At 33.6% G+C, this 22972-nt stretch carries 18 protein-coding genes; 15 read left to right on the top strand and 3 right to left on the bottom strand.

The genetic code is table 11. The features are described 5' to 3' along the window. Positions 1-117 precede the first annotated feature (117 nt). The gene (locus tag GON26_RS06190) at positions 118-2208 is read right to left on the bottom strand and encodes an LTA synthase family protein (protein WP_160373872.1); all 2091 of its coding nucleotides are present in this window, start codon (positions 2206-2208) and stop codon (positions 118-120) included. A 202-nt stretch (positions 2209-2410) separates the two neighbouring features. On the opposite strand from GON26_RS06190, the gene GON26_RS06185 reads away from it, so the two are divergent. The 11 genes from GON26_RS06185 to GON26_RS06135 all read left to right on the top strand — a co-directional run bounded on the left by GON26_RS06185 (position 2411) and on the right by GON26_RS06135 (position 13679). Continuing rightward, the gene (locus tag GON26_RS06185; RefSeq protein WP_160373871.1) at positions 2411-3076 is read left to right on the top strand and encodes a response regulator transcription factor; all 666 of its coding nucleotides are present in this window, start codon (positions 2411-2413) and stop codon (positions 3074-3076) included. Further along, a complete protein-coding gene (locus GON26_RS06180) occupies positions 3077-4477 on the top strand; it encodes a sensor histidine kinase (RefSeq protein WP_160373870.1) in 1401 nt (466 codons plus the stop codon). 306 nt (positions 4478-4783) lie between these two features. Then, positions 4784-5641 (top strand): ATP phosphoribosyltransferase, encoded by an 858-nt coding sequence (gene hisG / locus GON26_RS06175; RefSeq protein WP_160373869.1) that lies wholly within the window; start codon positions 4784-4786, stop codon positions 5639-5641. A 214-nt stretch (positions 5642-5855) separates the two neighbouring features. Further along, the gene (gene hisD / locus GON26_RS06170; RefSeq protein WP_160373868.1) at positions 5856-7139 is read left to right on the top strand and encodes a histidinol dehydrogenase; all 1284 of its coding nucleotides are present in this window, start codon (positions 5856-5858) and stop codon (positions 7137-7139) included. Positions 7140-7250: 111 nt separating this feature from the next. Then, positions 7251-8300: a histidinol-phosphate transaminase gene (gene hisC, locus GON26_RS06165; protein ID WP_202110840.1), complete on the top strand. Its 1050-nt coding sequence runs from the start codon at positions 7251-7253 to the stop codon at positions 8298-8300. A gap of 334 nt (positions 8301-8634) precedes the next feature. After that, positions 8635-9771 carry a bifunctional histidinol-phosphatase/imidazoleglycerol-phosphate dehydratase HisB gene (gene hisB / locus GON26_RS06160; RefSeq protein ID WP_160373867.1) on the top strand — a complete coding sequence of 379 codons (1137 nt, stop codon included), beginning with the start codon at positions 8635-8637 and terminating at the stop codon, positions 9769-9771. 72 nt (positions 9772-9843) lie between these two features. Further along, the gene (gene hisH / locus GON26_RS06155) at positions 9844-10437 is read left to right on the top strand and encodes an imidazole glycerol phosphate synthase subunit HisH (RefSeq protein WP_160373866.1); all 594 of its coding nucleotides are present in this window, start codon (positions 9844-9846) and stop codon (positions 10435-10437) included. Positions 10438-10575: 138 nt separating this feature from the next. Further along, positions 10576-11304 carry a 1-(5-phosphoribosyl)-5-[(5-phosphoribosylamino)methylideneamino]imidazole-4-carboxamide isomerase gene (hisA, locus tag GON26_RS06150; RefSeq protein WP_160373865.1) on the top strand — a complete coding sequence of 243 codons (729 nt, stop codon included), beginning with the start codon at positions 10576-10578 and terminating at the stop codon, positions 11302-11304. A 79-nt stretch (positions 11305-11383) separates the two neighbouring features. Further along, on the top strand, positions 11384-12139 hold the full coding sequence (gene hisF / locus GON26_RS06145; protein ID WP_160373864.1) for an imidazole glycerol phosphate synthase subunit HisF: 756 nt from the start codon (positions 11384-11386) through the stop codon (positions 12137-12139). A gap of 141 nt (positions 12140-12280) precedes the next feature. Beyond that, a complete protein-coding gene (gene hisIE / locus GON26_RS06140) occupies positions 12281-12877 on the top strand; it encodes a bifunctional phosphoribosyl-AMP cyclohydrolase/phosphoribosyl-ATP diphosphatase HisIE (protein WP_160373863.1) in 597 nt (198 codons plus the stop codon). Positions 12878-12959: 82 nt separating this feature from the next. After that, the gene (locus GON26_RS06135; RefSeq protein WP_160373862.1) at positions 12960-13679 is read left to right on the top strand and encodes a hypothetical protein; all 720 of its coding nucleotides are present in this window, start codon (positions 12960-12962) and stop codon (positions 13677-13679) included. Between the two features lie 295 nt (positions 13680-13974). Here GON26_RS06135 and GON26_RS06130 read toward each other — a convergent pair whose 3' ends face one another. Then, positions 13975-14679, bottom strand: coding sequence for a carbohydrate-binding family 9-like protein (locus tag GON26_RS06130; protein WP_160373861.1), 705 nt, complete (start codon positions 14677-14679; stop codon positions 13975-13977). A 127-nt stretch (positions 14680-14806) separates the two neighbouring features. Here GON26_RS06130 and GON26_RS06125 point away from each other — a divergent pair, with 127 nt between their 5' ends. After that, positions 14807-16462 carry a M1 family metallopeptidase gene (locus tag GON26_RS06125; protein WP_160373860.1) on the top strand — a complete coding sequence of 552 codons (1656 nt, stop codon included), beginning with the start codon at positions 14807-14809 and terminating at the stop codon, positions 16460-16462. Positions 16463-16914: 452 nt separating this feature from the next. On the opposite strand, the gene GON26_RS06120 is transcribed toward GON26_RS06125, so the two are convergent. Further along, positions 16915-18459 (bottom strand): hypothetical protein, encoded by a 1545-nt coding sequence (locus GON26_RS06120; protein ID WP_160373859.1) that lies wholly within the window; start codon positions 18457-18459, stop codon positions 16915-16917. Positions 18460-18614: 155 nt separating this feature from the next. On the opposite strand from GON26_RS06120, the gene GON26_RS06115 reads away from it, so the two are divergent. The 3 genes from GON26_RS06115 (at position 18615) to ilvD (ending at position 22911) form a co-directional block, all read left to right on the top strand. Beyond that, complete coding sequence (locus GON26_RS06115; RefSeq protein ID WP_160373858.1) at positions 18615-19790, top strand: 2-isopropylmalate synthase; 1176 nt, start codon at positions 18615-18617, stop codon at positions 19788-19790. Between the two features lie 53 nt (positions 19791-19843). Next, positions 19844-20962 carry a 3-isopropylmalate dehydrogenase gene (gene leuB / locus GON26_RS06110; RefSeq protein WP_160373857.1) on the top strand — a complete coding sequence of 373 codons (1119 nt, stop codon included), beginning with the start codon at positions 19844-19846 and terminating at the stop codon, positions 20960-20962. Positions 20963-21237: 275 nt separating this feature from the next. Beyond that, a complete protein-coding gene (ilvD, locus tag GON26_RS06105; protein ID WP_160373856.1) occupies positions 21238-22911 on the top strand; it encodes a dihydroxy-acid dehydratase in 1674 nt (557 codons plus the stop codon). Positions 22912-22972: the final 61 nt, after the last annotated feature.

The following is a 22972-nucleotide window of genomic DNA, read 5'->3' as shown; positions in this document are numbered from 1 at the left end:
TTTAGGAGCTATTTCCCGCTATCCGTTACAATCTTTGTCTGGCTAAAGGAGCCAGACAAAGGATTTCCACTTCTATCGGGGCTAGGGCACTTGTTTTCATCAGAAGGTCGTGTTTTTTTATTTCTGATATTTTTTTTCTTTTAGCAGATGCGAAGCAGTTTGATAGAAAGAAACAGTTTCATTAACCAAATCTGTTCTTTCGGTCCGAAGTGATTTTTCGGTATAAAAAATCTGAAATTCTGGAGCAGTTCCAGCTTTAGGATTCAACTGTAATTGAAATTGCTGTACTTTTTGCTTAGGAGATAAAATAGTTAAAATATTGTCTTTTATCAATCCTAAATCTTCATAAGTTGCAATAAAAGCTCTTGGTTTGTAGTATGATTTTAGCACGTCTTGTCCGTAAAATTTGCTTTGATAATCAAAATGCAACCGTCCAAAAAGAGTAGGCATAATATCAATTTGCGACATCAGTTTATTGCATTTTTTCGACTGAAATTCTGGACTATAAATAAATCCTGGAATTCTGTATTTATCCAGCGGAAGTTGTGTTTTTCCTGCACTCGAAGCACAATGATCAGCAACGATTACAAAAATCGTATTTGTGAACCACGGCTGTTTCCTTGCCATCGCAAAGAATTTTCGTAAGGCGTAATCGGTGTATTTTACGCCGCCATCACGCGATTTGATATCCCCCGGAATATCAATTTTATTGTTAGGATACGTAAAGGGTCTGTGATTACTAACAGTCATGATATGATTGAAAAAAGGTTTATTTTCCTTCGCCTCAATATTCATAATTTTTATTGCCTTATTGTACATATCTTCATCACATACTCCCCACACATTCGAAAAAGTAATTTCTTCGGGAGAAAAACTGGATTTATCTACAATTTCATAACCATTTCCCGAATAGAAATCCTTCATATTGTCAAAAAAAGCATCGCCACCGTACATAAATTTTACATTGTACCCTTTTTGCTTAAAAATTGCACCAGTAGAAAATTTGTTTTTATTGTCTTCGCGTTTTATTATACTTTCACCTGCTGTAGGCGGCAAACATAAGGTAACAGCTTCAAGGCCTCGCACTGTGCGGTTTCCAGCAGCATAAAGATTGGTGAATTGTAAACTTTTTTGAGACAAACTATCCAGAAAAGGAGTGATGTTTTGCTCATTTCCGTAGGCTTTCATAAACTCGGCACTATAACTTTCGATAGTTATTAAAACAATATTTTTATGAATTTCTACAGAATCACTTTCTATTTTTCTAATGGAATTTTCTTCGGAAATTGCAGGGAATTGTTTTTTTAGAATTGCAAAAGCTTCTTCTTTAGGAATCGTTTTATAAAATTTAAAATAATCTAAATCGCTGTTTTTGAAAGCCAAATAAAATTTGTATAAACCATTAGATTGTAATTCATTAACGAAAACATTTTTGGAGTTTTCGGCTTTAGCCAAAGTTGGAATTGCAATTAATGAAAAGAGTAATAAAGAGATATAGATTCCGGTAATTTTAAGTTTTTGATTCAGATTCGGAATATCATTAATATAGTATTTTGCTTTTCGTAAAATAAAATAAGTAACAATTCCGGTTGTCAAAAATAAAACAGAAAATACAGGAACTATCGGATAGGATTGTAAAATATTCCCGATGACTTCATTGGTGTAAATCAGATAGTTTACGGCGATAAAGTTATATTTTACGCCAAATTCACTCCAGAAGAAAAACTCACTAATACCGTTTTGTAAAATCAATAAAACGTATAAAAAAATAACAAAAGCAAATAGCCAATACCTAATTTGCTCTCTCTTTTTAGGGAAAAATAATAACAACGAAAATAAAACGGTTTTAATGGCAACAAAAGCTAGGACGATTTTAGGTAAAGCACCTCCGTACTCGCTTAAAATGCTTTTTCCGGAGGCGATATATAAAAATAGTGCAATATAAACTGCCAAAATAATATATCCTGATGGTTTGCTATATTTTGTATTTGAGATAAAAATCAAATACAGCCATAAAAAAAATGAAGCTGCCACAAAGACAAAAGAGTCTGAGAACAAGCCTAAACTAAAGATTTTTAAGCTTTCCAGAATAGTAAATGAACTTCGTGTTATAGGATGAAATATGAGCAGAATTCGAAGAAAAAAGCTTATTGTAAAGTAAAAAAAACCTAGCGTATAAAAAGGAGAAAGTTTCTTTGAAAGTGGCATTGTTATTTTTTTTGACAAAGCTAAAATCAAACGTATTCAAATACAATTTGTTCAGCTTTTACCTTGCTTAATAGAAACTTAATATTTGCTTAAGTCGAGTTATTATTTTGATTTCTAAAGTTTTTAGGACTCGAATTAAGTATCTTTGAGTTTTAAAACGCCATGCAAAATTTAATTTTTTAGTCACTATAAAATAACTATAATGCATATTTTAATAGTCGAAGACGAACTCGGAATTGTTCAGTTTTTGCAACAGGGATTGCAGGAAGAAGGGTATCAAATAACAACTGCAAGTGACGGTTCAAAAGGTTTTGAATTGATTAAGAATCAAAAATTTGATTTGATTTTACTCGATTGGATGTTGCCCAAAATTAATGGTTTGGATTTATGTAAAGCCATCAGAATCAAAGATCAAAAAACACCTGTCATATTCTTGACTGCAAAAGATACAGTTCATGAAACGATTGAAGGATTACGAGCTGGCGCTAATGATTACATTAAAAAACCGTTTAGTTTTGATGAATTATTGGCACGTATCAAAATACATTTCAGAACATTCGAAAAAGAAGAAATCCTAACTTTAGGAAGTATAAAAATTGACTTGGCTAAACATATCGTTACCAATAATAATATCGAAATTTCGCTAACTCAACGAGAATTTGAACTATTAACGTATTTGGTCAAAAACAAAGGAAAAGTATGTACTAGAAATGATATTTTGAAAGATGTTTGGGATATTCATTTTGAATACGATACAGGTGTAATTGACGTTTTTATGAATGCCATCAGAAAAAAACTCAAATTGAAGATCGAAGAAGATTATATAAAAACAATTCGCGGTATCGGATATATCGCCAACGACTTATAAATGATACAACTTTCTTTTAAAAATCGAATTGCTTTCAACTACATTGTGACCACAGGTTTATTAATGTTTGTGGTTTTTTGCACTATTTTTTCTATTGTAAAGCATTCGGTTTACAGACATATAGATGAAGATATTAAGGTAGAAATTCAAAATCATCTTGACGAAATCAAGATTATTGATGGTGTTGTAGTTTTGGCTGATAAAGAAGAGTGGAAAGAGCGCGAACACAATACGGTAGATGTAAATCCTGTATTTGTTCAGTTTTTAGATAGTAATAAAAAAATAACTGAAAAATCTCCCAATCTAAAAAAGCATTCCCTTGTCTTTGCTGATACAGCAGAGAATTTCGAATTGTTTGACACTCAGTTAGGAGATGATACCATTAGACAAATTCAGGTTCCGCTCATTATAAAGTCTAGAAACATAGGGTATCTTATAATTGCCATGTCGTTGACAAATTCTAGTATGGTTTTAGATAATTTGTTCGAAATTCTGATTGTTGCATTTCCGATAATCTTATTGCTTTTATTTTTTATTGCCCGATTTTTTGCTGGAAGAAGTATAAAACCTATCAATGCTATCATTAGTACTTCTAAAACCATTACCAAAGATAATCTGAAAACACGCATTGGCTTACCAAAAATAAAAGACGAGCTTTATACACTTTCTGATACGATAAATAATTTATTGAACAGGTTAGAAGATGCAATTGAACGAGAAAAGCAGTTTACCTCTGATGCTTCTCATGAATTAAGAACACCGCTAACTGTTATTCGGGGAACACTTGAAGTTTTAATACGTAAACCTCGTGATAACAAAGAATATGAAGAAAAAATTAATTTCTGTATAAACGAAGTTGATCATTTGAATATGTTGGTAGATCAGTTGTTGTTATTGGCTCGTTTTGAGAATCAGAAAAAAAATATAATCTTAGAATCTGTTTATTTGAATGCAGTAATTCTGGATGTAATGACTTTGAATGCTGAGAAAATAAAAAGAAAAAAGATAAATATAAAACTTGACGCACAACAAGATTTTTATATCAATTCAGATAATTATTTAATAGTAACAATTTTTAGGAATATTATTTCGAATGCTCTTAAATATTCAAACAATAACGGAGAGGTTGCGATTTTGCTTTTTAATGAAAATCACAAAATAAGCTGCAAAATCACTGATAACGGGATCGGAATTAACAAAGAAGATTTAGAGGCTATTTGCAATCCTTTTTTTAGATCAAATTCTTCAGTACATCCTGAAATAAAAGGGACAGGATTAGGATTGTCAATTGTAAAAAGACTTTCGGAATTATTGCAAATTTCTTTTCAGATTGAGAGCGAAATTGGAATAGGAACGACTGTTATTTTGAAATTTGACGAAGATTTGAAAACGTTTTCGTAATAGAAAAGTTCTAATTTAAACGTAAGTTGAGTTTTATTTTAACAAGGAAATAGTATTAAGTTAAATAAAAATTTGTTTTTTTATGAAATTAACTATTATATTTGCAACCGAATCAAAGAATAAAAAATCAACCAACAATGTTTTTAAATCAATTACATCATCATCATTTTCATAATTGCTCTCAGGCGATGTGTTAATGGTATGCGTGTAAATCATCATATTTTAAAACCCGTTTGAGTACATCAAACGGGTTTTTTATTACCTATTCTTTGTACTCAAACTATTAATTTAACAAAAAAAGAAAAAATGAGTACGTTAAAAATTGCAATTCAAAAATCAGGTCGTTTAAACGAAGACAGTATCCAGATCCTTAGAGATTGCGGTATTTCGATCAACAATGGTAACGACCAGTTAAAAGCTGAAGCTTCTAATTTTCCTCTTGAAGTTTTGTATTTACGAAATTCAGACATTCCTCAATATTTGATTGACGGAGTAGTAGATTTAGCCATTGTAGGCGATAATTTATTAATCGAAAAGGGAAAACACATTGAAGTTGTTCAGAAATTAGGATTTTCAAAATGTAAGGTTTCTGTGGCTGTTCCTAAAACTTTCGAGTACAATTCGATTCAGGATTTAGCTGGTTTGCGAGTAGCGACTTCCTACCCAAACACGGTTACCGAATATTTTGCATCTTTTGGATTAACGGTTGATATTCACCAAATTTCAGGTTCAGTAGAAATTGCGCCTAATATAGGCCTTGCCGATGCCATTGTAGATATTGTTTCTAGCGGAAGCACTTTATTCAAAAACAACTTAAAAGAGGTTGAAGTGATCCTGAAATCAGAAGCTGTTTTGGCAGTTTCGCCAAAAGTTTCTCCAGAAATTCAAAAACACATTGATACATTAAAATTCAGAATTCAGTCGGTTTTGAGAGCTCGTAATTCAAAATACATTTTGATGAACGTTCCAAACGACAAAATTGATGAAATAGGTAAAATTCTTCCCGTTTTAAGAAGTTTAACTGTTTTGCCATTGGCACAGGAAGGCTGGAGCTCTGTACACTCAGTAATTGACAAAGATACTTTTTGGGATGTAATCGATCAGTTGAAAGAGGCAGGAGCCGAAGGGATTTTGGTTTGTCCAATTGAGAAAATGGTACTGTAGAGTTAAAATCCAAAATAAAGGAAAATTCCAAATTCCAACTTTAAAAAATGAAATTACAAAAGAAAAATTCAAAATTCCAAAAATCGACAACAGCTTTGTAAACTTTATGTTTGTCAAGGAAATATAAACAAAAAAACCTTGTGCCTTTGCGGTAAAAAAAAACACAGTAATTGGAATTTGGAATTTAAAAAATTGGAATTTAATATAAAATATTATGAATAAAATAGACAATCCAAAACCAAATACCTGGTCAGAAATACTAAAAAGACCGACCAAAACAATAGATGATATTGAGGTTACGGTCAAAGAAATTTTTAAAGAAGTTCAGAAAAAAGGTGACGAAGCGGTTGCAAAATACACTTCCATTTTCGACGGAATTACTTTAGATAATTACGAAGTTTCTAATGAAGAAATTCAGGAAGCTGTAAATACTATTTCTTCTGAATTAAAAGATGCTATTCAATTAGCGAAAGCAAATATTTATAAATTTCACGCAGCTCAAAAAACCGGAAAAGTTTCGGTAGAAACAATTGAAGGAGTAAACTGCTGGCAGGAAAAACGTCCAATCCAGAAAATCGGATTGTACATTCCGGGTGGAACCGCGCCTTTATTTTCAACCGTTTTAATGTTAGCTGTTCCTGCTGAAATTGCGGGTTGCAAAGAAATCGTTTTGTGTTCGCCACCAGATAAATCAGGAAAAATTAATCCAGCTATTTTGTACGCGGCCAATTTATGCGGTGTGACTAAAATTTTAAAAGTTGGTGGAATTCAGGCGATTGCAGGAATGACTTTCGGAACACAATCTATCCCGAAAGTATATAAAATTTTCGGTCCAGGAAATCAGTTTGTAACCGTAGCAAAACAATTAGCGACTCAATTTGGTGTTGCAATTGATATGCCGGCCGGTCCATCAGAATTGTTGGTTGTGGCTGATGATACAGCGGTTCCAGCGTTTGTAGCGTCGGATTTATTATCACAGGCAGAACACGGTACCGATAGTCAGGTGATTTTGGTTTCGACTTCAAAGAAATTGATTGATGCTGTAGAAGGTGAAATTCAAATACAAATTGAAGAATTGCCTAGGAAAGTAATCGCTAAAAAAGCCATCGAAAATTCAAAATTAATTTATGTCGAAAACGATCAAATCGCTTTAGATTTAATCAACGAATACGGACCTGAACACTTTATTGTCTGTTCAGAATTTGATGATTTTTATGTAAATGGAATTGTGAACGCAGGTTCGGTTTTCATTGGAAATTATACACCGGAAAGCGCAGGAGATTATGCTTCCGGAACGAATCATACCTTGCCGACAAACGGATACGCTAAGAATTACAGCGGAGTAAATCTGGATAGTTTTACCAAATCGATGACGTTTCAGAAAATTTCGGAAAAAGGAATTCAGAATATTGGCAGAGCAATCGAAGTTATGGCTGAAGCTGAAGGTTTGCAAGCGCATAAGAATGCGGTAACTTTGAGATTACAGTCGTTGAAGTAATCCGGTTTTCCTGCAAGGTTTCCAAAACCTTGTAGGTATAAAATGTGAGACTTATAAAAAAAAACATACCTACAAGATTTTGTAAACCTTGCAGGAACAAAAAATACGATAATGAGTACTTTTGATATAAATACAATTACGCGTGAAAACGTAAAAACATTAAAACCTTATTCGTCTGCAAGAGATGAATTTGAAGATTTTGATACTGCCGAAATGATTTTTTTGGATGCCAATGAAAATCCGTTTCAAAATGGGGTAAATCGTTATCCGGATCCACAGCAAAATTCGGTAAAAGCAATTTTGGCAAAAAGTAATAATGTAAAACAAAGTCAGATATTGTTAGGAAACGGAAGCGACGAAGTTTTAGATTTGATTTTTAGAGCCTTTTGCGAGCCAAAAAAGGATAACATTATTTCGCTGCCACCAACGTACGGAATGTACAGCGTTCTGGCGAATATCAATGCAGTTGAAAACAGAGAAGTTTTGCTTTCCGCAGATTTTCAGCCACAAGTAGAAAAGATTTTAGATAGTGTTGATGATAATACTAAAATTATCTTTTTATGCTCACCAAACAACCCAACCGGAAATTCTTTTTCGGATGAAAGTGTGGTTAAATTATTGCAAAATTTTAAAGGTCTGGTTGTAATTGATGAAGCGTATATCGACTTTTCGGATAAAGAAAGCTGGTTAGTAGAATTGGAAGAATACCCGAATTTAGTGATTACACAAACGCTTTCTAAAGCGTATGGTTTAGCAGGAATTCGTTTAGGAATTTGTTATGCCTCAGAAGCGGTTATTTCAGTTTTGAATAAAATAAAACCGCCCTACAATGTAAACGAATTGACTCAACAAAGAGCGATTTCCCGCTTGAATTATTCGGAAAAAATAAAACAAGAAATAACTTCTATTATTGAGCAAAGAGAGGAGTTACTTAAAGTTTTACTTGATGTTAATTTTGTTGAAAAAGTGTATCCTACAGAAGCTAATTTTGTTTTGATAAAAGTGGATAATGCCAACAAAAGATACGACGAATTAATTGCAAAAGGAATCGTAATCAGAAATAGAACAACACAACCGTTATGCGAAAATTGCCTTCGTTTGACGATAGGAATTCCTGAGGAAAATGCAGTTTTAATTAGAGAATTAAAATTATTAAGCTAAAAGAAATAGCCCACAGATTTTGCGGATTAAACAGATTATTTTTTCACGCAGATTTTGCAGATTAAAGCAGATTTAATTTTGATTTTTAATTATAAAATAATCCGCGTGCATCTGCTTTAATCTTTTTGAAATCTGCGTGAAAAAATTAGTGAAAATTTATGTAATTCGTGGTAAAAGAAAATCATTTTAATCTGTGCAATCTGTGGCAGAAAAAATATTTAGATAACCGATTTGCGTGAGGGATAGAGGCGGTATCCTTTTGTGAAGAGAAACGGAACAAAAGATAAAGCCGAAAGCCCGACCCGGAGGGACACGCCCAAAATATAATTAAAATATGAAAAAAGTACTTTTTATCGATCGTGACGGAACGATTGTTTTAGAACCAGAAAATTACCAATTAGATGCTTTGGAGAAAGTAGAATTTTACCCAAAAGCCTTTCAATATTTGGCAAAAATTGCCAACGAATTAGATTACGAATTGGCAATGGTGACCAATCAAGACGGATTGGGAACCGATAGTTTTCCAGAAGATACGTTTTGGCCAACGCAAAATTTTATTTTAAGAGCTTTTGAGAACGAAGGCGTTTTGTTTGATGATATTTTTATCGACAGATCTTTTCCTGAAGATAATGCACCAACACGCAAGCCAAGAACAGGAATGTTGACAAAATATCTTGATAATCCAGAATATGATTTGGCGAATTCTTTTGTTTTGGGAGATCGCTTGACGGATGTTGAACTGGCGAAAAACTTAGGAGCAAAAGCCATTTTCATTAATGATAATGATGGAATTGGTAGCAACGAAATTTCATCAAAAAGAGAAGAATTAGACGAAACGATTATTCTTCAAACGATGAGTTGGAAAGAAATCTATGAATTTTTGAAATTGGAAGCACGTTCAGCATCAATTACGCGTAAAACCAATGAAACCGATATTTTTATCAACCTAAATCTTGACGGAACGGGGAAAAGTAAAATCGAAACTGGAATTGCTTTTTTCGACCATATGTTAGATCAAATCGCACGTCACGGCCAAATGGACTTGGAAATCCTTGTAAAAGGAGATCTTGAAGTAGATGAGCATCACACAATCGAAGATACGGCAATTGCCTTGGGAGAAGTTTTTGCAAAAGCGTTAGGAAACAAATTAGGTATCGAACGTTACGGTTTTTGCCTGCCAATGGACGACTGTTTATCGCAGGTGGCGATTGATTTTGGCGGTAGAAACTGGTTGGTTTGGGAAACCGAATTCAAACGCGAAATGGTAGGTAAAATGCCAACCGAAATGTTTTATCATTTCTTTAAATCCTTCTCAGACGGTGCCAAAGCCAATATCAACATCAAAGCCGAAGGAACCAACGAGCACCACAAAATTGAAGCGATTTTTAAAGCTTTCGCAAAAGCGATAAAAGTAGCCGTAAAAAGAGATACGGAGAAAATGATTTTGCCTTCGACGAAAGGAATGTTGTAAAATAAAGCTGGAAGTTTGAAGAGGGAAGTTTAAAACTTCTGACTTCTAACTTCTGACTTCTAACTTAAAATAATGAAAATAGTAATTATAAATTACGGAGCAGGAAATATTCAGAGCATCATGTTTGCTATTGAACGACTGGGTTTTAAAGCGGTTTTGAGCAATAATCCGGAGGAAATTCAGGCGGCAGACAAAGTGATTTTTCCTGGCGTTGGAGAAGCAAGTTCGGCGATGAAAAAACTGAAAGAAAGCGGTTTAGATAGTTTGATTCCGAATTTGAAACAGCCTGTTTTAGGGATTTGTTTGGGAATGCAATTGATGTGTAAATCGTCTGAAGAAGGTGATACAAAAGGTTTGGGGATTTTTGATGTGGATGTAATTAAATTTACTTCGAAAGTAAAAGTGCCACAAATGGGCTGGAATCAGATTTATAATCTTAAATCGGATTTGTTCAAAGGAATTCCGGAGAATGAGTTTATGTATTTGGTGCATAGTTTTTATGCTCCAAATTGTGCTGAAGCCATTGCAACAACCAATTACGAGTTAGAATACGCATCAGCTTTGCAAAAAGATAATTTTTACGGAACACAATTTCACCCTGAGAAAAGCGGTGCTGTTGGGGAGAAAATTTTGGAGAACTTTTTAAAATTAAATTCCAATATTTAAATTGCTTCGCCTGTTCGCTAACGCTCGGGTCCAAATTCCAATTGTAAAATTGAATATCAATTGCAATATCAAAAATCAAAAATCAATTTCAATTTTTAGAATCTAAAATCTAAAATCAGAAATCTAAAATATCAAAAAATGAGAATAATACCTGCCATAGATATCATCGACGGAAAATGTGTTCGCTTATCAAAAGGCGATTACGATACCAAAATAATTTATAACGAAAATCCGCTGGAAGTAGCCAAATCATTCGAAGCACACGGAATCGAATATTTGCATTTGGTAGATTTAGACGGAGCAAAATCAAGCAAAATTGTCAATTATAAAATTTTGGAACAAATCGCGAATCAAACGAGTTTAAAAATTGATTTTGGCGGAGGTTTAAAGTCAGATGAGGATTTAAGGATTGCTTTTGAAAGCGGAGCCAATCAAATTACGGGTGGAAGTATAGCGGTAAAAAATAGAGCGATTTTCGAAAAATGGATTTCAGAATATGGCTCAGATAAAATTATCTTAGGTGCCGATGCCAAAGACGAAAAAATTGCCGTTTCAGGCTGGTTAGAAGATTCAGATGAAGACTTGATTCCGTTTATTCAGGATTATCAAACTAAGGGAATTCAGTACGTAATTTGCACCGATATCGCCAAAGACGGAATGCTCGAAGGACCAAGTTTTGATTTGTACGGAAAAATTTTGGCGGAAGCCAAAGGTGTAAAATTAATCGCTTCTGGCGGAATTTCAACCTTTGATGAATTGCCAAAATTAGCCGAATTGGGTTGCGAAGGAACGATTATTGGAAAAGCGATTTACGAAGGTAGAATCACTTTGAAACAGTTAGAAAATTATATTATTGGTAAAATGTAAAAAGTGAATTGTAAGACCAGGATTAGAGGTTTTACAAATAACATTTCACATCTTACATTTAACAATTGACAAAAAAAATATGTTAGCAAAAAGAATCATACCCTGTCTCGATATAAAAAACGGAAGAACCGTAAAAGGCGTAAATTTTGTAGATTTGCGTGATGCTGGTGATCCGGTGGAACTGGCTGAAATTTATTCGGCAGAAGGAGCAGATGAGCTGGTTTTTTTGGATATTTCCGCTACCGAAGAACGTCGTAAAACGTTAGTCAATATGGTACGAAGTGTGGCGGAGAAAATCAATATTCCGTTTACAGTTGGTGGTGGAATTTCTTCTGTTGAAGATGTTGAAATTCTATTGAATAACGGAGCTGATAAAGTTTCGATCAATTCATCGGCAGTAAAAAATCCACAGTTAATCAATGATTTAGCTCAGAAATTCGGAAGCCAATGTGTTGTTGTGGCGATAGATGCCAAGCAAATTGACGGACAATGGATCGTGCATTTGGTGGGTGGAAAAGTGCCAACAGAACTTAATTTATTCGATTGGGCAGTAGAAGTCGCTGAACGTGGTGCGGGTGAAATTTTATTTACCTCAATGGATAATGACGGAACCAAAAATGGTTTTGCAAACGAGGCTTTGGCTAAATTGTCTGAGTTAATCAATATTCCGATTATAGCTTCTGGAGGTGCCGGAAACATTCAGCATTTTGTAGATTCTTTCAAGGTTGGAAAGGCAGATGCGGCGCTTGCTGCGAGTGTTTTTCACTTTAAAGAAATTGAAATAAAAGAGTTGAAAGAAGAACTGAGAAACAATGATATTGAAGTAAGGATTTAGTATTAAATTCCAATTTTTAAAATTCCAAATTCCAATTGCAATTTCAAAAAATCAATCAAAATAGCAATTTAAAAATCTAAAATAAAAAATATCGAGTACAGAAATAATCTAAAATCTGAACTCTAAAATCTAAAATTAATTATGAACATAGATATAAAAAGCGCACACGGATTGATTCCGGCCATCATTCAGGATTCAGAAACCAAAAATGTGCTGATGCTGGGGTATATGAACGAAGAATCGCTTCAAAAAACAATCGAAATCCAAAAAGTAACTTTTTTCAGTCGTTCAAAACAAAGACTTTGGACAAAAGGTGAGGAGAGCGGCAACTTTTTAGAACTTGTTGATATTAAAAATGATTGCGACGGCGATACGCTTTTAATTCAGGCAAAACCAGTAGGGCCAACGTGTCACACTGGAGCAGATACCTGTTGGCAAGAACCAAATACTGCCAATTATGGCTTTATTTCAGACTTAGAAAACACGATTAAAGTTCGTCGTGAAAACGCAGATTCTGAGAAAAGTTATGTGGCTTCTTTATTCGATAAAGGCATCAATAAAATTGCTCAAAAAGTAGGCGAAGAGGCTGTAGAAGTGGTGATTGAGGCCAAAGATAATAATGACGAATTATTTCTTGACGAAAGCGCCGATTTGCTTTTTCATTACCTTATTTTACTGCAGGCCAAAGGTTTTCAGCTGAATGATGTGGTCGATGTTTTAAAGAAACGTCAGAAGTAATTTTTCTATAAAACAAAAAAATCCGTAGTAATTTATGTTAAAATTCATTTTGTTTTTTAATATTTACATAAATTATTAAATTATGGATATAGAAACTTTCAGGAAGCGTTTTGTGAGTCATTCTGACGAAGAATTAATTTTAATGTTGACCAAAAATGCCACTAAATACAATCCAGATGCGTTAGTGGTTGCAAAAGAAATTTTGATAGATCGGAAAGTCGATATCGAAACAATTTTTCAGGAAGAAGAAGTGAGCGAACCAAAATTTGATTTGGATGAAGAAGAAATTGAAAGGAGATATATTCAAAGCCTTTCTCCAATAGATCAAATCGGATATCTTTCTGAAAAAAGAGCCGAATTAGAAGAGAACATTGAAGAAATAGTCGCAACCAATAATAAGGATCTTAGTGACGAAGAGTTAATTCAAAATTTTGATAAAATCTTAGATGCAATTATGAAAGCGGGTGATTTTGGTGACATTACCGACATTCATTCCAGAGAAAACTTCTTTTATACAAGTAATTCTATTGAAAAAAGAAATCTTAAACTTTCGTTTATCATCATGATAAAAGTAGATTTTGTCAATATGATTGCCACGCGCGATCTCAGAAAAAGAGCCAGTAAACAAATCTTCTATGGGCTTTTATTGCTCACATTAGGTTTGATTTTCACCATTGGAACCGGTGGAAATATGATCATGTATGGTGCAATCTTATCCGGTTTTGGTTTATTTGTAACAGGAATCAGAGGAAAAATTTTAGTAAAAAGACATTTAAAAGAACTTTCAGAAGCTTACAGCTAAAATTTCAATAATAAGTTTTAGGAGCTGTTTCCCGCTATCCGTTGCAATCTTTTGTGCCGAACCCCGGCACAAAAGGATTTTCACTTCTATCGGGGCTAGGGCAGTCATTTTCATAAGAGTAATTAAAAATAAGTTTTTCAATTCTCTGGTAGATAAGAAGCTTAAATAGTACACTGTCTGAGAATAATAAAATTTGTGAAAATTTGTGTAATTTGTGGTCAAAAAAATTTAAAGAAAATATAGATTTTAAGTATTAATCTGCTTTAATCTGCGTCATCAGCGTGCCGTTTCAAAGCTACTCCACAAACTCAAAAACAGCAAATTCCTCAGGCTGATGAAAACCAAATTTAGAACTTTTATAAGCCTGTAATGCAGTGTATTCAGTAGTGTTACCATAATCAATTCTAAAAGTATTTCCTTTCCATTTCGTACCAATTTCTGGTTTTATAAAATGGCCATTTTGAATATTTTCTAAACTCGAAAACGGAATTTTTATTTCGGTACAAAAACCTTCGGAAGTTATTTTGCTGACTGCTTCCATTCCTAAAATATCAAAATTTAGGGAAGTATTCCATCCGCCACAATCTGGTGCAATACATTTTATGAGCATATCATAATTTGTTGAAAAAGCATTCACACCAATTTCAATATAATTTTGTCCGTCACCATCCGGATCAATGAATATTTCGACCAAATCATCTGTTTTAAAAATCGGAGCATCTTTCTTTTGGTTAGAACCAATAATCTGAGAATCTTCCGAACGATAAGCAATATAAAGGTTTTTGTCATTCCACGAAAGTGAAACAAAGGTAGTCTGGGCTGTTTTTACTGCAGAATCATGAATCAGAAACGGACCTAGAAAAGGCTTTTTCCAATCAGATAAATCGCCGTCAATAGTGATTTTTTCAGTTGTTTTATAAATCGGAAAAGTTTGGGCATTTCCGGGAATGGAAAACATCAAAAATAAAACAGCAAAAAGCGAACTGAATTTTAGGGGCATATTGTGGATTTTAAATTGCTAAAATAGAGAAGAATAATGAATTTTAACATTAAATATTTCGATTAGAAATAATAAAATGGCTTCGAATGTTTACTTTTATACCCATAAAATTCCAAATTTTAAATTAATGAAAAAATACTTCGGAGGCATTTTTGTTGCCTTTTTGGTTGGTTTCACTTCCAATGCACAAGGACTTCTTAATAAGTCAGAAACGGTTTTTACTCGTCAGGATACGCTTCGCGGCAGCATTACAAAAGAGCGCTCTTGGTGGGATTTGAAATATTATCACTTGGATATAAAAGTTAATCCTTCAGATAAAACAATCTCAGGTTCAAACACTGTAAAATATACTGTTTTATCAGAATATAACAAGATGCAAATCGATTTGCAGGAACCAATGCAGATTTATAAAGTAACACAAGATGGCAAAGAATTAAAGTTTGAAAGAGACGGAAATGCTTTTTTTATTGAGTTGTCAGCTGCTCAAAAAGTAGGGCAAACTAAAGAAATCGTAATTTCTTTTGGAGGAAAACCTAAAGAAGCTGTTCGTCCGCCCTGGGATGGTGGAATTACCTGGAAAAAAGACAAAAACGGAAAGGATTTTATCGCTTCTTCTTGTCAGGGTTTAGGAGCAAGTGTTTGGTGGCCAAACAAAGACCACATGTACGATGAAGTTGAAAACATGGATATTAGCGTAAATGTTCCAGGAGATTTGACTGATGTTTCGAACGGAAGATTAAAAAGTGTTAAGAAAGAAAAAGACGGTACAAAAACCTTTAATTGGTATGTTTCGAACCCAATAAATAATTACGGAGTAAATATTAATATTGGAGACTACGTAAATTTTTCGGAGAAATACAAAGGCGAAAAAGGCAATTTAGACTGTGATTATTATGTCTTGAGAGATAATTTAGCTTTGGCCAAAGAACAATTTAAAGATGCACCAAGAATGTTAAAAGCATTTGAAAACTGGTTTGGGCCTTATCCTTTTTATGAAGATAGTTACAAATTGGTTGAAGCACCTTATTTAGGTATGGAGCATCAAAGTAGTGTAACCTACGGAAACGCTTACAAAAATGGTTATTTAGGACGTGATTTAAGTGGAACAGGCTGGGGATTGAAATTTGATTTTATCATTATTCACGAGTCTGGACATGAGTGGTTTGCAAACAATATTACGTATAAAGACATTGCAGATATGTGGATTCACGAAAGTTTTACTAGTTACTCTGAAAGTCTTTTTGTTGAATATTATTACGGGAAAGATGCTGGAGCCGAATATGTTATCGGATGCAGAAAAGGCATTCAAAATGATGCCTCAATTATTGGGCATTATGATGTAAATAATGAAGGTTCCGGGGATATGTATCCTAAAGGAGCGAATATGCTGCATACCATTCGCCAAACTATAAATGATGATGCCAAATGGAAATCGATTTTGAGAGGTTTAAATAAAACTTTTTATCATCAAACGGTTACGTCTAAGCAAATTCAGGATTATATTAATGAACAATCAGGAATTAATTTCAACAGTGTTTTTGCTCAGTATTTAACAACAACTCAAATTCCGGTTTTAGATTATATTTTTAAGGATGGACAAGTTGGTTATCATTGGTCAAATTGCGTAGCCAAATTTGATATGCCGGTAAAAGTGGTTATAAATGGTGTTGAAACCTGGCTGAAACCTACTACAGAATGGCAATCAGTAAAAGTAACTGGTGATAAACGTACGTTTGAAGTTGACAAGAATTTCTATATAACGAGCTCTAATATTGTGGAATAAAAATATTAAAATTCCAATTTTTTAAAATCCTAAATTCCAATTGTTGGAGTTTAGTAAACCCGACAGGTTTTAGGTTATAAAAATCTGTCGGGTTTATTATTTTGCAATATTCACAAAGTATGTCATTTCGAATGAGAAATCTCCTCAAGAAGCTCCGTACGGAAAATTGTCAATTTCTGTCGAGTTACTTGCAGAGATTTCTCGTTCGAAATGACAAAAAAAAAAGAAAATATCCTTTTTGAAAACGGATGCCCTAGCCCCGATAGAAGTGGAAATCCTTTTGTTTTTTTCTTTAAAAAACAAAAGATTGAAACGGATAGCGGGATTAGCTCCTAAAAAAGATTCTGTTTTGTCATAGAAATCGAAATGACAAAAAGCCACTAAAACGTAGTTTTAAGCGGCTTTTTTTTATTGGAATTTTGGCATTTAAAAAAAATTGGAATTTTAAAATTTTATCGGCTGCTGAGTTTTGCCTTTTCCTTAATGATATCAGCAATTTTTCGATTTTCCATTTTACTTTCCAGCCAAGAAATAATATCTAAATAAAGGAAAGCTCTTTTTTCGTAGGTATTCTTTTCAAGTTCTACAAAACGAGCGTGCATTTTTTTGAATTCCTTTTTAATATCAGCCGGATAAAAGTTGTTTAGGTTTCTTAAAAACTTGATGATTTCTTTTTGAACCTCATGTAAGTCGTTCATTTTCAAAAGAAATTTATAGGTGTTTTTAAGATGATTTTCTAGATAATAATCTTTTCCAAGCTCATAATGTGCGATCAAAGACAAAAGTCGGGCAAAACACATTAAATCCTCACGCATTGTTAAGTTCTTGTTGTTGATGATTTTATCCAAATAAGCAATACATTCGTTATACTTTTCATTCCCAAAATAGATAGAAGCAATTTTATAGAAAAACAACATTTCGTGATGTTCGTCAAGATGTTCACTGTGTACTTTTATTTTGTCTAAAATCTCCGGAATTAGATATTCGCTTTCCGCAAAAGTACCTTCCAGTATGTGTAAATTTAACTTATTGTTATAAATATACAGAAATGATAGTGATGCAATGTTATCGTTTACCGGAAATTTTTCATCCTGGATAGTTTTTTCTAAAAGCGTCAGGTATTTTTTGAAATTCGATGTGTACTTCAGCATATACAGGGATTCCAGAAAATAATGATTTCCTTTTAAGAAAAATACAGGATTTTGGTAAATCATATTGGGGTTGTCATAAAATAAAGTCACCCATTTATAAGCATATTTATAACTCGCCAAAAAATCCTGAACTAAGAAACTGCGCCATAAGTTGGCATTGTAAAACCAATATTTCTCACGGAAACCAAATTTACTTTCGTCTAATTTAGAAATATGTTTATTAAAGTAATCATCAATATATTTATATTCTTCATCGTTTTTTACGTAACCTGTTTTAAGCATGATTCCGTACAGCTGAAGCGATAAATTGGACAATTTACTGGAGATTGTATTGCGATAATTCAGTTCTTTAGCCTGAATCACCAATTCATCTGCGCGGCCCTGAATACTTCGGGTAATATATTGAGATTCGATGAGTTTTTCGAATTCGACAATTTCATACGCCATGTATTTTTCGTCATTTTCGAGCGCAATAATTTTGGTCTTATCCAGAATTTTTAAACTCTGTTTGTACAATCCTTTATTGTACAAGATCCCGGCAAAATCTATTTGCTCACGCAATTGATAACGAATATTTTGGCTCGGAATATTCAATCGGATACTTACCAAAATTTGTTTGTATAAGTATGATTTTAAGTTAGATAGCTGTACTTTTTTGATGATGCCGCTCTTTAAAATGAGTTTTTCATCATAATTTTCAGATTTATCTAAAATATTAAATAATTCAATGAATTTAGTGTTTGAACTGGTTTCCAAACGGCTTGCAAATATTTTAAACTGTCTTTTTTCAGATTTCGAAAGCGATTTTATCAGAACAAATAAGAAATCTTTTTGATGGTTAGCCATTGTAAAATATAATAAGGTAACTTGTTGGTTTTTAGTTATTTAGTGTGGTATAAATTGTTTTATGAACAGTATAATTTCATTAAAATGAATTTCATACTGCGATACTACAATATATATTTGTTATCAAGATGTGAAATTACATTAAATAAATGAATATGAATAGAGAGAAAGTTCAAATTTTTGACACCACTTTGCGTGATGGTGAACAAGTCCCGGGATGTAAGTTAGATACTAAACAAAAATTAGTTATCGCAGAACGACTAGACAAAATGGGAGTTGACATTATCGAGGCAGGCTTTCCTGTATCAAGTCCCGGCGATTTTTTATCCGTCTCTGAGATTTGTAAAATTGTAGAAAATGCAACCGTCTGCGGATTGACAAGAGCCGTAAAAAACGACATTGATGTTGCTGCAGCAGCTTTAAAGCATGCAAAAAGACCTAGAATCCATACTGGAATCGGAACATCTGAATCTCACATCCTCCATAAATTACAAACTACAAGAGAAGATATTATTGCCAGAGCAAAATATGCTGTTTCTCATGCTAAATCTTACGTTGAAGACGTTGAGTTTTATGCAGAAGACGCAGGAAGAACTGATAATGCTTTCTTAGCAAAAGTTTGTGAAGAAGTTATCAAATCTGGAGCTACAGTATTGAATATACCAGATACTACTGGATATTGTTTACCAGAAGAATACGGAGCAAAAATTAAATACCTGAAAGAAAACGTAAAAGGAATCGAAAACGTAATTCTTTCTTGTCACTGTCATAACGATTTAGGAATGGCAACGGCAAACTCAATCGCTGGAGCTATAAATGGTGCAAGACAAATTGAGTGTACTATTAATGGTATTGGAGAAAGAGCAGGAAACACAGCACTTGAAGAAGTGGTGATGATTTTCAAACAGCATCCTTACTTAAATTTAGATACCAATATCAATACAAGAGAATTAAACGAAATGAGTCGTTTGGTTTCTGAAAGTATGGGAATGATTGTGCAGCCAAATAAAGCAATTGTAGGAGCTAATGCTTTTGCACACAGTTCTGGAATTCATCAGGATGGTGTGATCAAAAACAGAGCAACTTACGAAATTATGGATCCGCTTGATGTGGGTGTGAATGAATCATCGATTATCCTTACTGCAAGAAGCGGTAGAGCGGCATTAGCTTATCGCGCTAAAAAAGTGGGTTACGAATTAACGAAAGTACAACTAGACATTGTATATGTGGAGTTTTTAAAATTCGCAGACATCAAAAAAGAAGTTTTAGACGAAGATATTCATCAAATTATAGAAGCTTCAAAAATTCAGGGAGACTTGATTAGAAGCTAATTTTAAATTAAAGAAAATAAATAAAGATTTAAATACATAAAGAACGAGACATTATGAATTTGAAAATAGCAGTTTTACCTGGAGACGGAATCGGACCAGAAGTCATTTTACAAGCCAAAAAAGCATTATATGCAATTGGTGAAGTGTATAATCATGAATTTGTTTTTGAAGAAGCGCTCATGGGTGCTGTTGCCATTGACAAAACAGGAAATCCGCTTCCGGAGCAAACGCTAAATCTTTGTTTAAATACTGATGCCGTTTTATTTGGCGCCATTGGTGATCCAAAATATGATAATAATCCAAATGCAAAAGTTCGTCCGGAGCAGGGATTATTAAAATTACGTAAGGAATTAGGTTTGTTTGCAAACATCAGACCAATCAAACCATACAAATCATTACTTGATGCTTCCCCTTTAAAAAGAGAGATTATCGAAGGAGCAGATTTTACGATTTTTAGAGAATTAACGGGTGGAGCTTATTTTGGAGCAAAAACTTTGAATGAAGAAGGTACACATGCTTCGGATTTATGCGAATATTCAGAAGAAGAAATTACCAGAATAGCACATTTAGCTTTTAAATCGGCACAAAACCGTCGTAAAAAGTTAACCATGGTGGACAAAGCAAATGTTTTGGAAACCTCCAGATTGTGGAGAAAAGTGGTTCAAAAAGTGAGCGAAGGTTATCCGGATGTGGCTTTAGACTTTTTATTTGTTGATAATGCGGCGATGCAGATCATTTTGAATCCAAAACAGTTTGATGTGATTTTGACAGAAAACCTGTTCGGAGATATTTTATCGGATGAAGCAAGTGTTATTACGGGTTCTATCGGTTTATTGGCTTCGGCTTCATTAGGAGAAAAAAATGCTTTGTTTGAACCTATTCACGGTTCTTATCCGCAGGCAAAAGGTAAAAATATTGCCAATCCAATCGCGTCTATTTTATCAGCAGCGATGTTGTTAGAGCATTTTGGTTTGTTTAAAGAAGCAAATGTAATTTATCAGGCGATTGAAAAAGCGATTGAATTTAAGGTAGTTACAACAGATTTAAAATCAGATTCAAAATTTGGTACCAATGAAGTAGGGGAGTTCGTTTCGAATTTCATTTTTAGCAAAGATGACCTGCTTTATTTTAATAATGACAATGTTAGCATCGGACAATCGACAATTGTTTAGTGTTTCTTGTTAAAATAATAGAATAAACAACAAAAGTTGATTAAAATGTTGAGATTTTATTTTTTTAATCATATTAGTTTTTATACTTTTGTGACACTGAAAAATAAAACATGAAAATCTCAATTATTTTTACTCCTGTCATTGTTGTCAATGTGATTCACACATCTGCACTGGGAATATTATAGATATAATTTAAAAATATATATTATAAACCTCCCACTTAGTCGGGAGGTTTTTTTTTAGAATAAAATTAAAAATACAAATTAAATACATAAATGGAATTAAATAAGTACAGCAAAACAATCACGCAAGATGAAACTCAACCAGCTTCTCAAGCTATGTTCTACGGAATTGGCCTGACAGAAGAGGATCTTAAAAAAGCGCAGGTAGGAATTGTAAGTATGGGTTACGACGGAAATCCTTGTAACATGCACTTGAATGACCTGGCAAAAGATATCAAAACTGGCGTCTGGAAAGAAGATTTGGTGGGCTTGATTTTTAATACTATTGGTGTAAGTGATGGTATTTCTAATGGTAATGACGGAATGCGTTTTTCTTTGGTATCTCGTGATGTAATTGCAGATTCTATCGAAACTGTTATGGGTGCACAATGGTACGATGGTTTGATAGCCGTTCCAGGTTGTGATAAAAATATGCCGGGAGCTTTAATGGCTATGGGTAGAGTAAATCGCCCTTCGATTATGGTTTACGGAGGATCTATTCATCCGGGAAAATGGAAAGGTGAGGATTTGAATATTGTTTCTGCTTTTGAAGCTTTAGGTAAAAAAATCAAAAACACGATTACTCCTGAAGATTTTAAAGGAGTAATTCAGAATGCTTGTCCAGGTGCTGGTGCTTGTGGTGGAATGTACACAGCAAATACCATGTCATCAGCGATTGAAGCATTAGGAATGAGTTTACCATACAGTTCTTCTAATCCTGCTTTAAGTCCGGAAAAAAAACAAGAATGTGTTGATGCGGGTAAAGCGATTAGAATATTATTAGAAAAAGATATTAAACCCAGAGACATCATGACGCGTAAAGCATTTGAAAATGCAATTACAATGGTCGCTGTTTTAGGAGGTTCTACAAATGCGGTTATGCACTTAATTGCAATGGCGCATTCAGTAGGTATTGAATTGACTTTAAAAGATTTTCAGGATATCAGTGATAAAACACCATTATTAGCCGACTTGAAACCAAGTGGTAAATACCTAATGGAAGATTTACACAATGTTGGAGGGGTTCCGGGAGTAATGAAATATTTATTAAAAGAGGGATTTTTACACGGAGATTGTTTAACTGTAACAGGAAAAACAATTGCTGAAAATCTAGCTGCAGTTCCTGATCTGGAAGCTGGTCAGCAAGTAGTTTTCGAAATTCAAAAAGCTTTAAAAGCAACTGGAAATATTCAAATTTTATACGGAAATATTGCAACTGAAGGTTGTGTGGCTAAAATTAGCGGTAAAGAAGGAGAATTTTTTGAAGGTACAGCGGTAGTTTTTGAAGGAGAAAAAGATGTAATCAGAGGAATACAAGCGGGTGAAGTAAAGCCAGGAAACGTAGTAATCATTCGTTACTGTGGCCCAAAAGGTGGTCCTGGTATGTCTGAGATGTTAAAACCAACATCTGCTATTATGGGAGCTGGTTTAGGAAATTCTGTGGCTTTGATTACAGATGGACGTTTCTCAGGAGGTTCACACGGTTTTGTCGTCGGGCACGTCACTCCTGAAGCATACGAAGGTGGTGGAATTGCATTGATAGAAAATGGAGATGTAATTACAATTGATGCTGTAAAAAACACAATCGATGTCAAAATTTCTGATGAAGAATTGGCAGAACGTAAAGCAAACTGGAAAAGACCAGAATCACCAATCAAACAAGGTGTTTTATTAAAATATATGCGTTCGGTCTCTAGTGCTTCTGAAGGATGTGTTACCGATAAATAGAAAAATACAATTTCAAAATTCAATTTCAAAAATCAAAAAGATGGAAGAATTATTGGAAAAA

The organism is Flavobacterium hydrocarbonoxydans (genome assembly GCF_009789235.1).
GTDB classification, from domain to species: Bacteria; Bacteroidota; Bacteroidia; order Flavobacteriales; family Flavobacteriaceae; genus Flavobacterium; species Flavobacterium hydrocarbonoxydans.
The sequence above is the reverse complement of the archived record's forward strand: the minus strand, read 5'-3'. Positions and strand labels throughout refer to the sequence as shown.